Here is a 12,207-nt window from a genome sequence, read left to right as displayed (position 1 = left end):
TCCAGGTGTGCTAATCATAGAAACTCTGCCGCTGCTGCGCCAGCATATCCGCCGTGCACGTCAGGAAGGTAAACGTATCGCCCTTGTTCCAACCATGGGCAACCTGCACGACGGCCATATGAAGCTGGTCGATGAAGCGAGAGCCCGTGCAGATATTGTGGTAGTCAGTATCTTCGTTAACCCGATGCAGTTCGATCGCGAAGACGATCTGGCGCGCTACCCACGTACCTTGCAGGAAGATTGCGAGAAGCTCAAAAAACGTCATGCGGATATCGTCTTCGCTCCGGCCCCCGCAGATGTATATCCCCAGGGCACCACTGAATCGACCTACGTCGATGTGCCGGGTATTTCGACCATGCTGGAGGGCGCCAGCCGCCCGGGCCATTTCCGTGGCGTTTCTACCATCGTCAGCAAGCTGTTTAACCTGGTGCAGCCGGACATCGCCTGTTTTGGCGAGAAAGATTTCCAGCAGCTGGCGCTGATCCGCAAAATGGTTGCCGATATGGGCTACGACATTGAGATAGTCGGCGTACCGATTGTGCGTGCGAAAGATGGCCTGGCGCTCAGCTCCCGTAACGGCTATCTGACCGCCGAACAGCGTAAAATTGCGCCGGGTTTAAGCAAAGTCATGAATACCATGGCAGAGCAACTGCTGGCAAAAGAGTTAACCCCAGAAGAAATTATCGCTCTGGCTGAACAGGCGCTGAACGAGAAAGGTCTTCGTGCTGACGACGTTCAAATTCGGGATGCCGATACGCTTCTGGCGCTTACAGAGACCAGCAAACGTGCGGTAATTCTGGTGGCGGCATGGCTCGGCCAGGCCCGCCTTATCGATAACAAAGTGGTTGAACTGGCGTAGTTTTACTACCCGGAAGTGAAAGGTAAACGTAATGATTCGCAAAATGCTACAAGGTAAGCTTCACCGTGTGAAAGTCACCCAGGCCGACCTGCACTATGAAGGCTCCTGCGCGATCGACCAGGATTTTCTCGACGCGGCGGGTATTCTCGAAAACGAAGCTATTGATATCTGGAACGTTAATAACGGCAAACGCTTTTCAACGTACGCGATTGCCGCTGAACGCGGATCTAAAATCATCTCCGTTAATGGGGCAGCAGCGCACTGCGCGGACGTAGGCGATATCGTCATTATTGCCAGCTTTGTGATGATGTCTGACGAAGAAGCACGTCGCTGGCAGCCTAAAGTGGCCTACTTTGAAGGCGATAATGAGATGAAACGTACCGCGAAGGCGATTCCGGTGCAGGTTGCCTGATAATATTTATCCCACGACCCATTCTTGTGCATTTATTAAATGAATGGGTCTTTAAAAAGCATTTATTGAATTAATATCCAGCTCTTCCCGCTCCACCAGACAAACACATCATATTGATAACAAATAACTTTAAATTTACTAAACTATTCTTTTAGTTTAAATCACGCACAATATCTACATTTCATTGAGATTAACAATATAATTCGCCACGAAATTTAATTTCAAATAAAAGCTTTACGGGCACTTATTATTTACTCAACGAATATGGATATTGAAATGATTTCTAAAAAATATGGTTTGTCAATTGCACTAGCAAGCGTTCTGGCTGCGGGTTCAGCGGTAGCAGCAGATTCTGACACCGGGACTATTACTTTCCACGGCATGGTTTCTAACAATACTTGCCAGGTCTCCCTTGACCAGAAAATCGATCAAAACGGTAACGATTTTGACGTAACCCTGGACACTGTATTTGTACGTGATTTTTCAACCGCACTGGGTACCACCAGCACCTTGGGTGAAAAGAAATTCTCCCTTTCTCTGACCGGTTGTGATACCGAGACTGCGAAGAAAGCGTCTGCCCAGTTCTCTTCATGGGCGGGTTCTTCTTCTACAGAAGGCGGTCTGCTGGTGCCACCAAGCAATGCACAGGGTTCTGCTAAGAACGTTAACCTGGTGCTGTCAAACGACGGTAACTCAGCTACCGATCAGATTAAAATTGACCAGACCAACAACACTCAGAAAGCAACTATTGATGCGACTTCTGGCGCAGGAAACCTGTACTACCGCGTAGCATACACCCAGGGTCAGGGCTGGAATGCAACAAGCAACCCAGTATCTGCTGGTACCGTGCAGGCACAGGTTGCCTTCACCATGATTTACGAATAAGAGATTCGTAAACTTTAAATTAAGCAATCCTTCATGATAAATGAGGGATTGCTTGTGTAATTCCAAAAGGAAGTGGAAAAATGTCTCATTCAATCTTTATTAAAAATTTTAAAGCCGCATTGCTCGCAACTGCTTTTTTGGCCGCATCGAATGCAAGTGCGGACATTGTTATTTCCGGCACCCGTATTATCTACCCACAGTCATCGAAGGATGTCGTCGTTAATCTCGATAACCATGGAACCAAACCGCTTTTGGTTCAAACCTGGCTTGATGATGGGCGTGATGGCGTAAACCCGGAAGAGTTGAAGCTTCCTTTTATCATTACCCCTCCGGTATCCCGCATTGACCCGAAAAAAGGCCAATCCGTACGTATTACCTACACAGGTATACCTTTACCACAGGATCGTGAATCGCTTTTCTGGTTCAATGTCCTGGAGATTCCGCCAAAATCAAAAGCTGCGGATAAAGAGAATCTTAACCAGCTTCAGCTGGCATTCAGAACGCGTATTAAATTCTTTTACCGACCAGACGGGTTAAAAGGCTCGGCAGGTGAAGCCGCTGAGCATTTGACATGGACGCAGAAAAAAGAGGGGAACGCAGTTAAGCTTGTTGCCCATAATAACTCACCCTATAACGTCTCCGTTTCAGCGGTCACCATTAAAGCCAGTCAAAAAACATACGACGTTGATCATAAGGCCGTTCCACCGTTTAGTGATACCACAATGACGGTGAAAGGCTTAGCTTCTGCCGTAAATGGTAAAGTCGAGTTTGATACCATTAATGATTATGGCGGCACAGACCATCACGAAGCTGGACTTAAATAGAACACGCTTTAATACACATAATAATTGATAGCATTAACTCTGTAGAGAGTTCTCTCTACACTGATTAAGTGGATGTGCCATGTTATTTAAACGTTCTCTTTTATGTCTTGCGATAAGCGCAGCATTGCCTTTTTATGCTTGCGCAGAAAATATCACGCCAGCAAAAGATCTGCCTGATAATGAAGAAGAGGTCGAGTTTAACGATCAATTTCTTTTAAATGGCAGTGCTAGTATTGATATTAATCGTTTTTCACATGGCAACCCGGTTTTACCGGGGACCTATCGCACTAAGATCAACCTGAACGGTAAACTGAAGTCTACCGTGGAGGTCACGTTTAAAGATAACGGAACACCTCGTGCGACACCGTGCATAACAAAACTGCTGCTGTCACAATCGGGTGTCGACACCAGCACATTGCCTGACGGACCGGAAGACGATGAAACCTGCGTCGATATTAAAAAATCCTTCCCTGGCGCTACGGTTAGCTATGACAGTGGCAAGCAGGCAATGGATTTTAATTTTCCGCAGATTTATGTGCTGAAACGCCCGGCAGGCTATGTCGATCCATCGTTGTGGGATAATGGGATCCCTGCCGCTCTGCTCTCTTATGACATGAACGGGTGGCGTAGCGAGAACAACGGCAGTACATCAGAAAGTGCATATGTAGGATTACGCTATGGTCTGAATATGGGGCCATGGCGTCTGCGCTCGCGTGGCAATTTTAACTGGGACAAAGATAGTGGCACAAAATATTCCAGTCAGGATGTCTATTTGCAGCGCGATATTACACCGTTGAGCGCCCAGTTTGTCATCGGCGACTCTTACACGCGTGGCGAGGCATTTAACTCTATGAGCCTTCGCGGTGCACGCATGTACAGTGACGATCGCATGTTGCCAATGGGGTCCACAGGCTACGCTCCTGTCATCCGGGGTGTCGCGAACAGTAACGCGAAGGTCAGCGTCACGCAGAGCGGCAATAAGATCTATGAAACCTCGGTGCCACCAGGCGCGTTTGAAATAAACGACCTGAGTACCACAGGTTACGGTAATGATTTACTGGTAACGATTGAAGAAGCGGACGGCAGCAAACGCTCCTTTACCGTACCCTTTTCATCCGTTACTCAGATGCTCCGTCCGGGAGCCTCTCGCTGGGACGTCGGTTTAGGTGAATTAAATGACGATTCACTGATTGATGCGCCTAAAGTGGGTTACGGTACCCTTTACTATGGCCTGAATAATACGTTCACGGGTTATATTGGCGCACAATATACCGATATGGATTTTTATGCCGGTATTCTCGGCGTGGCAATGAATACCCCTGTTGGTGCGTTTGCATTCGACGTTACGCAATCATATGCAGATATTGAGGGGCTGGATAAATTAAGCGGTCAAAGTTATCGTTTAACGTACAGTAAAATGATTGAGTCGACGAATACTTCCTTTAACGTTGCGGCTTATCGTTTCTCGACGGAAGACTACCTGACGCTTAACGATGCGGCGCAACTTCAGGACAGTATTAAGCACCAGAAATACTCAAACCGTAGCTATGACTCAAACGAAGCGTTATATGCAGACTATCAGCGCACCAAAAATCAGGTGCAAATTAGTCTTAACCAACCGCTAACATCCGGAGAGGACAATTATGGCTCCCTGTATGTAAGCGGCACCTGGCAGGATTACTGGAACGCTACGGGCTCAACTTCCAATTATAATATTGGTTATAACAATAGCTTCACCTATGGCAGCTACAGCCTGTCATTACAGCGAACCTATGATCAGAACGGCAAGAAAGACGACAGCGTTTATTTAAGCCTGAGCATTCCATTAAGTGTATTCTCAAAAGATAGAGGGAATTCTGGTGGATTCTCGAACATTAACATGGGATTACGTTCCGACCTTAAAGGCGGCACAAGCTTTAACACGTCCGCGGGTGGAAATACGCAAGATAATAAGGTGAGTTATTCCGTTAGCGCCTCGTCAAACAGCGGTAATTATGGTGACCTGAATCAGATAAGCGGCTACGGGTCCTATAACAGTGAATATGGCCCGCTGGGTTTATCTGCCTCTTTTGGCGATGACAACAGTAAACAATATTCTGCCTCCTATAGCGGTGGCATGGTATTGCATTCAGAGGGCATCGCATTTGCGCCAGGGAGTATTGGTGACAACGATGCGCTGGCGCTGGTCAAAGCGAGTGGCGCGAAAGGTGCCGGTATCGGCTTTGGTAACAGTGAAATAGGCAGTTCCGGCTATGGCATTCTGCCTTATATGTCTGCCTACCGTGAAAACCGCGTATACCTTGATATCAGCACGCTGGAAAACGATGTTGAAATTAAAAACACCAGTGAAATTACGGTTCCCCGCAGTGGTTCCGTTGTGCTGGTTGATTTTGTAACCGATGAAGGTCGTTCATTAATTTTAGAACTTAAGCGCACCGATAACGGATTTATTCCTTTAGGCGCTGATGTTTTAAATGAAAAAAATGAATCAATTGGCACCGTAGGGCAGGCGGGGCAAGCCTATGTCCGCGGCGTTGAAGATGAAGGCACGCTTCATGTTGTCTGGGGAAGCGATAAAGACAGTAAGTGTGACGTGCATTATAACGTCTCATCACATGCTCAAAAAGTAGGACTTACAACGGTACTCAGCAATCAAGTGTGCCAGATGTAATTATTCGGGAAAATAGACGAGAGTTTGTATGAAAAAAAATCTTTATAGCCTGTCAGCCGTTGCCATGACGATGCTGGCGTTATCAGGTGCAGCGCTCGCCGAGGGCACGAATCTCGATGTTAACTTCACGGCTAATATCCGTGAAACCACTTGTGATATGAAACTGGTTGGTGGTGAGGGTTCCGATACTCAGCAAACGCTGAAAATCGGTGGCGGTCAGGTGCGCCTTGACGATGTCAAAGCTGGCACCGCAAATGCCAATTTCAAAATCGTGATCGTTGAGTGCCCGGCATCTCTGACCTCATTGAAAACCACAGTATCGGGAACACGCTCTGGTTATTTATTCTCCGGGCTTGTTAACTCAATATTAAAAACCGCCGGAGGCGCAGACTACTCTGCTGTTGAAATTGCCAGAGCCAGCACACCGGATGCCCCGTTTATCATTAACTCCAAAGACGATTCGGAGCGCCTGGTCTGGACCCCTACAGAAATCCAGAATAAAGAAGTTCAATTGGTAGCCACATTGCGTGAAACCAAAGCTAACAGCATGACAGTTGGTGATTTCCAGGCCGTGGCAACTTTCGAGTTTAGCTACGAGTAATTGGCGCAGGAAAACGGAGCAATATTATGAAATTTAAATCAACTTTAATCGCCCTGTCCGTTTCTACCCTTCTCTTCTCTGGAGTGGTAAGCGCTGCAATTACAGGCACCGATAGTGTCAGTATGACGATTCAAACAAAGGTAGTTTCAGGCACCTGTACAGCAAAAGTGCTCAACGGCGCAGGTACTGCATCCACTGAAATTGCATTTGGCGATGTATACAAATCGGATCTGGTGAATAAAACCCGCGTCGAGCCGCTCAAAATAAGCTTCACTAACTGTTCTGGGGTAACGAAGGCAACGGTCGCTGCCGCGAAAGGCGCTGGCGGAGAATGTAGTGGTATAGCCAAAAATGGTGACTCTTTCTCTGGCGGCTTAGCAACGGGCTTTGAAATCTGGTCCGGCACTGTCGATACAGGCTTGTTGATGAGCTGTAACACGCCTCCGGCGGCTCAGGAAGTCACCATTACTGACGGCGCGGGTGAATTCCCGATGAACTCTCGTATTGTCATAGGCCAAGGCATGGCGATTAGTGATGTTGGCACAGGTGCGGTTACCGCTCCGGTAACGTTTACCGTCACCTATCAATAATTCCAGGTACCATCATGCAACAATCACCGTTTAATTTACACCAGCCCGGTCTTGTGTTGCTTATCGGTCTGGCTGGTAGCACTCTGCCTGGCATATGCCAGGCAGGTTCAGGTGTGGATGTAAACCTGACAGCAAATATTGTTAATAATACCTGTCGGCTAAGCGTCGAAAACGGCGGAGAGATCACTTTGCCGACCGTGACACGAGACTGGTTTTATAACAGCGACAAGAGCGATCGTCTATCGCCAACCGATGATGAAGCAGGAACGCCTTTTACGATCCACGTAGATGACTGCTACGCGAGCAGTACAGAAGGCGCAACGATTAACAAACTGAAATTTAGTTTTGCTCCGCAAAATGGTTTCTGGAGTAATCACAACCAGGTCTTTAAAAACGATGCCACAGCCGGTGCGGCTGAAAATGTGGGTATCGTTATTTTTTCAGATGCGTTCAAAACTAACGTCCTGAACAGCGACGGGACATCAAACGTTATTTACGATGTCAGTGGAAGTAGCGAGAACTATATAAAGGATTATGGATTTTACGCGCGTTATCAGAACGTTGGAACTATCACCAGCGGCGCTGTGATGAGTAATGTTCTGGTTAACGTAAGCTATGAATAAAGGGATTTAGGATGAAAAAATATCTTACTATATTAGCGTTAGCGGCGTTCGGGCTGTCTGGCGCAGCGCATTCCGCGTTAGAATGTAAATTTAACAGTAATGATACGCTGCTCATTATGTCTCCGGGCACACAGCCGGTCATTACACCTCTGCCTGTTGGTACGGTAACGACACCCGTGCAGATCAGTAACACTATTATTATGGAAACAACCCCAGCATTAACATCAAGTTGCGAAGTGGGTGACGATGGTGAAAATGTTTACCAGATGACGAACAATGCAATGCTTTGGGGGGAGATCGATGGCAAAGCCACTTTTCGTACAAACATCCCCGGGATTGTTTACACGCTGGCATTCTATCCTGATGGCAATGGTGTAACGGCCTGGTTCCCACCCAATCCAAATGAGTTTTATCTCACGGGTAACGATCATGATAACGAAGATGCTGTAAAAGGAAAAACCTGGCACGTTCGTATGGAGTTCTGGCAGACAAACGGATTCACCGGTGTTCCCAACGACGAAGACTTCCTGACCGCAAGCAGTGGTCCAATCGGTCAAATTATCCTCGGTAATTCAAATGGAACGACAGTAGAAGATCACCCTCGCCCTCTGGTGAATATGTCTCAGATGTCGTTCAGTATTCCATTAAATCGCCCGACCTGTGCCTTACGTGCGCCCACAACGGTAAACCTTGGTGACTGGTATCCCGCGGAGGTCGAAAGCGGGAATACCAGCAAAGTCGAGTTCCATGTGACGGGTACATGCGTGAATACCATCGGCGTTTACTATACGCTATCCTCCACGCACACCACCGCAGATAAGAAATATTTTACCAATACCGTGGAGAGTTCAGGTGGTGTGACTGCGGCAGGTGGCGTTGGCGTTATGATTCTGGATAGCCAGAACGATAATTATCCTGTGCCAGCGAATGGCAGCAAGCACGTCATCGCGGTGGGTGAAGTGTACGGCGATCCCGTGAGTATTGTAGACAAATCAATTTGGGCCAAACTGGTTAAGATCGGCAGCGATCCGGTAACCGTCGGTGTTTTCGGCACCACCGTGACCATTCAGACCACGTACGAATAACCTACCCCTGCGGCTGATTACTGATCAGCCGCGACATGGTCTCCAGCGAATCCGTTCTTAATATATACAAACGCTTCAGCAGGAACGGATTATCCCCCGGCTTCACCTTCCCTTTCACCGTGGTCACCGCCAGATGAAACCCCGCATCGTTCGCCGCTTTAATCGCTTTATTGTCATAGCCGCCAAACGGATACGACACATACAACACGCGCGGGTTGAACTGCGCCAGTGCACGACGTGATCGTTCAAAATCAAACAGGATCACGTGATAGCTACGGCTCAACAGGATGGGGTGTTTATAGCCATCCACGCGATGCAGGAAATGGGTGTGAGACTGAATGTCGAACACATCCTGGATGCCCTTGATTTCCTGAACGCTCATAAACTGTAGCGATTTTGGATCCCACTTCTGCGGATGGCCTTTGATACGTGATGAAATTATAAACGCCGTCGCGTTGAAGCCATATTCTTTCAGAACAGGGTACGCGTAGCGGCTCACCGATTTGAGACCATCATCAAAGGTGATCACCACTGCTTTCGCGGGTAGGTTCATCTTGTTACGCACGTACCCTTCAAGCTGGTACATCGTCAGCGTGGTATAGCCTTGATCGCGTAACCAGGCCATCTGATTATTAAACGCACGTACGCTGGTCGTCGTGGAGGTATGTCGAAAACGGGTGTTCTCTTCATCACGCAAAATATGATGGTAAGTCAGAACCGGTAGCCCGTTATCTTCCTGTGCATCGAGGCTGCTGATCCACGCCAGACGATTACCGATACGGATCTGAAACCATGTCTGGTTCAGGCGGTCTTTCAGCTTATTCAGAATCGGATAGCGAAGATTGGCGCTTAAGGTGCCAAAAGGCGCGCTTCCGCTGCTGGGGGCGTTATACACCGTCGTGTCTTTCCAGGTGATGAGGTTTTGATTACTGAGCGGCTTATTCAAGTCACCCAGGCTATCCTCAACGCGTTGTTTGCCCTGCACTTTTTCAAGGTGGTCTTTATCAATAAACCCCGTGCCGAATCCGAAACGAAATTCATAGTAATCCGCCGCGGCCGGAAAGACAGCGAGGATCTGCCCGGCGCGGACATTCCCCACATTCACAACGGCATTTCCCACCTGCGCCCAGATGGCCGCATCTTCGGTGGTTTGCATATATTGGGCAGGAAGGCCTTGCTGACTGGTCAGGCTGGCAGACGCACCACCGGAAACCAGCACCAGAAGGATAAAGATAACGCGCATGAGCATGGGATATAAATCGATACGGAAAATCAGTCGCCATTGTAGCAAAAGCGACATCAATACCAATGTTTAATGCTTATACAGATCGTGAAGCAGAACGAAAGGCGGGTTCTTCTGCTGCTGGTGCCACAGGCTGCTCACGCCCGGGGAGCCCTGCGCCACAATGGCGTGGCGAAACTCAGCGCTGCTCAACGTTGCGCGCAGCGGATACATCGCTTCGAGTAAAGGCAGGCTGATACCGGAGATCACTTCACAATTATCATGCTTATGGCTCATTAACGCTGCTGAACGGTAAGGCGCCGCGCCCGATTTGTCGGTGAGAAAAATCACGCCATCACCGGTGTCGGTTTCATGCAGCGCGTCGCACATCATCCGGCTGAGCATATTGGTGCTCAGCCCTCGCCAGTAATTTACCGCACGACATTGCGTCAGAGGGCCAAATCGGGCCTCCAGCTTCAGCAGCATTTCCTGCGCCACTTCATCGTGGCAGGTGATCACCCATCCCAGCATAACGTCTCTCCTTAGCAGGCGAGTAGTTTACCGAAGTGAAGGTTAGTTTACGGTGATAACTGTCAAAGAAAGCGCCCGGCAGACGGTACGTCGCCGGGCAGAAGGCAGAAGGTTAGCTACGCAGCCCACGTCCACGCTGGATCAGATACCAGCACAGCAGGTAGAAGGCGATAATGAACACCACCAGCACCACCACCGTGGTAAACAGCGGGACATCGGTAATGCCGAGGAAACCAAAGCGGAAGCCGCTGATCATGTAGACAATCGGGTTCAGGTGCGAGAGTGCCTGCCAGAACGGCGGCAGCAGCGTCAGGGAGTAAAACACCCCGCCGAGGTAGGTCAGCGGCGTCAGCACAAAGGTCGGGATCAGGCTGATGTCGTCAAAGGTTTTAGCGAACACCGCATTCAGCAAGCCGGCCAGCGAGAACAGAATCGCGGTGAGCAGCAGCGTCAGCGCCACGAAAAGCCAGGAGTGAACCTGAAACGGCACGAAGAACAGCGAAATGGCCGTTACCAGGATACCCACGCACAGCCCGCGCGCCACGCCGCCGCCCACGTAACCGGCGATGATGACGTGCGTTGGCACCGGCGCCACCAGCAGCTCTTCAATGTTGCGCTGGAACTTGGCGCTGAAGAATGAGGACGCCACGTTCGCGTAGGCGTTGGTGATCACCGCCATCATGATCAGGCCCGGCACGATAAACTGCATATAGGTGAAGCCGTGCATCTCACCAATGCGGGAGCCAATAAGGTTGCCGAAAATGATGAAGTAGAGCGTCATGGTGATCACCGGCGGCACCAGGGTTTGCACCCAGATACGCATAAAGCGGTTAATCTCTTTCGCCCAGATGCTTTTCAGCGCGACCCAGTAAAGATGCGTCATGCCTTGTCTCCTTGTTTGTCGTGCACCAGAGAGACAAACAGCTCTTCCAGTCGGTTTGCTTTGTTACGCATGCTTAATACCTGAATGCCCTGCGCACTCAACTGTGAGAACACGCTGTTAATACCCTGCTCGCGCAGCACTTCTACCTCCAGCGTCGAGGTATCGACCAGGCGATAGTTGTAGCCCTCCAGTTTCGGCAGCGCGCTTTTCGCCGCCAGATCGAGGATAAAGGTCTCTGATTTGAGCTTGGAGAGCAGATTCTTCATCGAGGTGTTTTCCACCAGCTCACCGTGCTGAATGATGCCGATATTGCGGCACAGCATTTCCGCCTCTTCCAGGTAGTGCGTGGTCAGAATGATGGTGGTGCCTTTGTCGTTCAGATCTTTCAGGAAACCCCACATGGAGCGACGCAGTTCAATATCCACACCAGCGGTCGGCTCATCAAGGATAAGCAGCTTTGGCTCGTGCATCAGCGCGCGGGCAATCATCAGGCGGCGCTTCATCCCTCCGGACAACATCCGCGCGCGCTCGTTACGTTTCTCCCACAGATCAAGCTGTTTCAGGTACTTTTCGCTGCGCTCAAGCGCCTCTTTGCGCTCCACGCCATAGTAACCCGCCTGGTTAACAACAATCTGCTGTACCGTCTCAAACGGGTTAAAGTTGAACTCCTGCGGCACCAGCCCCAGCTGGCGCTTGGCGTTGACCACATCTTTTTGCAGATCGTAGCCAAACACGCTGACGCGGCCCGAGGTTTTATTGACCAGTGAACTGATGATCCCGATGGTGGTGGATTTCCCTGCCCCGTTCGGCCCCAGAAGCGCGTAGAAATCTCCCGCTTCGACTTTAAGATCTATCCCGCGCAGCGCCTGAACGCCCCCCGGGTAGGTTTTTTTGAGCTGTTCAAGCTCCAGTGCAATCGCCATGAATTCAACTTACCTTAAGTTCTGACACACGTTGTGTGGTTTCATTAAAAGTCGGGTTACCCTATAGTAGCGCAACGCAATCACTTGGTTACAGGTCG

At 49.4% G+C, this 12,207-nt stretch carries 13 protein-coding genes; 9 read left to right on the top strand and 4 right to left on the bottom strand.

Going from position 1 to position 12,207, the window contains the following annotated elements; all coding sequences use genetic code 11:
- Positions 1 to 7 precede the first annotated feature (7 nt).
- The 9 genes from panC (at position 8) to SK47_RS03555 (ending at position 8,550) form a co-directional block, all read left to right on the top strand.
- Positions 8 to 859 (top strand): pantoate--beta-alanine ligase, encoded by an 852-nt coding sequence (gene panC / locus SK47_RS03595; RefSeq protein ID WP_048243515.1) that lies wholly within the window; start codon positions 8 to 10, stop codon positions 857 to 859.
- Positions 860 to 890: 31 nt separating this feature from the next.
- Positions 891 to 1,271: an aspartate 1-decarboxylase gene (gene panD / locus SK47_RS03590; protein WP_003856284.1), complete on the top strand. Its 381-nt coding sequence runs from the start codon at positions 891 to 893 to the stop codon at positions 1,269 to 1,271.
- A gap of 276 nt (positions 1,272 to 1,547) precedes the next feature.
- Positions 1,548 to 2,156, top strand: a complete 609-nt coding sequence (locus SK47_RS03585) for a fimbrial protein (RefSeq protein WP_022650409.1) — start codon at positions 1,548 to 1,550, stop codon at positions 2,154 to 2,156.
- An 80-nt stretch (positions 2,157 to 2,236) separates the two neighbouring features.
- The gene (locus SK47_RS03580; protein WP_003856286.1) at positions 2,237 to 2,980 is read left to right on the top strand and encodes a fimbrial chaperone; all 744 of its coding nucleotides are present in this window, start codon (positions 2,237 to 2,239) and stop codon (positions 2,978 to 2,980) included.
- 79 nt (positions 2,981 to 3,059) lie between these two features.
- Positions 3,060 to 5,651, top strand: coding sequence for an outer membrane usher protein (locus tag SK47_RS03575; protein ID WP_048243514.1), 2,592 nt, complete (start codon positions 3,060 to 3,062; stop codon positions 5,649 to 5,651).
- A 28-nt stretch (positions 5,652 to 5,679) separates the two neighbouring features.
- Positions 5,680 to 6,252 (top strand): fimbrial protein, encoded by a 573-nt coding sequence (locus tag SK47_RS03570; protein ID WP_003856288.1) that lies wholly within the window; start codon positions 5,680 to 5,682, stop codon positions 6,250 to 6,252.
- A gap of 26 nt (positions 6,253 to 6,278) precedes the next feature.
- Positions 6,279 to 6,842, top strand: a complete 564-nt coding sequence (locus SK47_RS03565) for a fimbrial protein (protein ID WP_045330980.1) — start codon at positions 6,279 to 6,281, stop codon at positions 6,840 to 6,842.
- 14 nt (positions 6,843 to 6,856) lie between these two features.
- Positions 6,857 to 7,465, top strand: a complete 609-nt coding sequence (locus SK47_RS03560; protein ID WP_022650406.1) for a fimbrial-like protein — start codon at positions 6,857 to 6,859, stop codon at positions 7,463 to 7,465.
- An 11-nt stretch (positions 7,466 to 7,476) separates the two neighbouring features.
- Entirely contained in the window at positions 7,477 to 8,550 is a 1,074-nt protein-coding gene (locus tag SK47_RS03555) for a fimbrial protein StkG (protein ID WP_048243513.1), read from the top strand.
- Between the two features lies 1 nt (position 8,551).
- Here the strand turns inward: SK47_RS03555 and SK47_RS03550 are convergent, their stop codons facing one another.
- The 4 genes from SK47_RS03550 to SK47_RS03535 all read right to left on the bottom strand — a co-directional run bounded on the left by SK47_RS03550 (position 8,552) and on the right by SK47_RS03535 (position 12,109).
- Positions 8,552 to 9,799, bottom strand: a complete 1,248-nt coding sequence (locus tag SK47_RS03550; protein WP_048243511.1) for a polysaccharide deacetylase family protein — start codon at positions 9,797 to 9,799, stop codon at positions 8,552 to 8,554.
- 63 nt (positions 9,800 to 9,862) lie between these two features.
- Positions 9,863 to 10,303 (bottom strand): PTS sugar transporter subunit IIA, encoded by a 441-nt coding sequence (locus tag SK47_RS03545; protein ID WP_048243510.1) that lies wholly within the window; start codon positions 10,301 to 10,303, stop codon positions 9,863 to 9,865.
- A 112-nt stretch (positions 10,304 to 10,415) separates the two neighbouring features.
- Positions 10,416 to 11,186, bottom strand: coding sequence for an ABC transporter permease (locus SK47_RS03540; RefSeq protein ID WP_023324161.1), 771 nt, complete (start codon positions 11,184 to 11,186; stop codon positions 10,416 to 10,418).
- On the bottom strand, positions 11,183 to 12,109 hold the full coding sequence (locus tag SK47_RS03535) for an ABC transporter ATP-binding protein (protein WP_003856300.1): 927 nt from the start codon (positions 12,107 to 12,109) through the stop codon (positions 11,183 to 11,185). Before SK47_RS03535 ends, SK47_RS03540 begins: the two co-directional genes overlap by 4 nt.
- Positions 12,110 to 12,207: the final 98 nt, after the last annotated feature.

This window comes from Enterobacter sp. BWH52, assembly GCF_001037565.1.
In the GTDB taxonomy this organism is placed as follows: domain Bacteria; phylum Pseudomonadota; class Gammaproteobacteria; order Enterobacterales; family Enterobacteriaceae; genus Enterobacter; species Enterobacter hormaechei_C.
Note: the sequence above shows the minus strand (reverse complement) of the source record. Positions and strands in the feature narration are given on the sequence as shown.

What these genes read in the sequence shown, in the direction of transcription:
- panD (WP_003856284.1), top strand. Translation starts at nt 891, where the DNA reads ATGATTCGCAAAATGCTACAAGGTAAGCTTCACCGTGTGAAAGTCACC.
- SK47_RS03535 (WP_003856300.1), bottom strand. Translation starts at nt 12,109, where the DNA reads ATGGCGATTGCACTGGAGCTTGAACAGCTCAAAAAAACCTACCCGGGG.
- SK47_RS03550 (WP_048243511.1), bottom strand. Translation starts at nt 9,799, where the DNA reads ATGCTCATGCGCGTTATCTTTATCCTTCTGGTGCTGGTTTCCGGTGGT.
- SK47_RS03575 (WP_048243514.1), top strand. Translation starts at nt 3,060, where the DNA reads ATGTTATTTAAACGTTCTCTTTTATGTCTTGCGATAAGCGCAGCATTG.
- SK47_RS03555 (WP_048243513.1), top strand. Translation starts at nt 7,477, where the DNA reads ATGAAAAAATATCTTACTATATTAGCGTTAGCGGCGTTCGGGCTGTCT.
- SK47_RS03585 (WP_022650409.1), top strand. Translation starts at nt 1,548, where the DNA reads ATGATTTCTAAAAAATATGGTTTGTCAATTGCACTAGCAAGCGTTCTG.
- SK47_RS03580 (WP_003856286.1), top strand. Translation starts at nt 2,237, where the DNA reads ATGTCTCATTCAATCTTTATTAAAAATTTTAAAGCCGCATTGCTCGCA.
- SK47_RS03560 (WP_022650406.1), top strand. Translation starts at nt 6,857, where the DNA reads ATGCAACAATCACCGTTTAATTTACACCAGCCCGGTCTTGTGTTGCTT.
- SK47_RS03565 (WP_045330980.1), top strand. Translation starts at nt 6,279, where the DNA reads ATGAAATTTAAATCAACTTTAATCGCCCTGTCCGTTTCTACCCTTCTC.
- SK47_RS03545 (WP_048243510.1), bottom strand. Translation starts at nt 10,303, where the DNA reads ATGCTGGGATGGGTGATCACCTGCCACGATGAAGTGGCGCAGGAAATG.
- SK47_RS03540 (WP_023324161.1), bottom strand. Translation starts at nt 11,186, where the DNA reads ATGACGCATCTTTACTGGGTCGCGCTGAAAAGCATCTGGGCGAAAGAG.
- SK47_RS03570 (WP_003856288.1), top strand. Translation starts at nt 5,680, where the DNA reads ATGAAAAAAAATCTTTATAGCCTGTCAGCCGTTGCCATGACGATGCTG.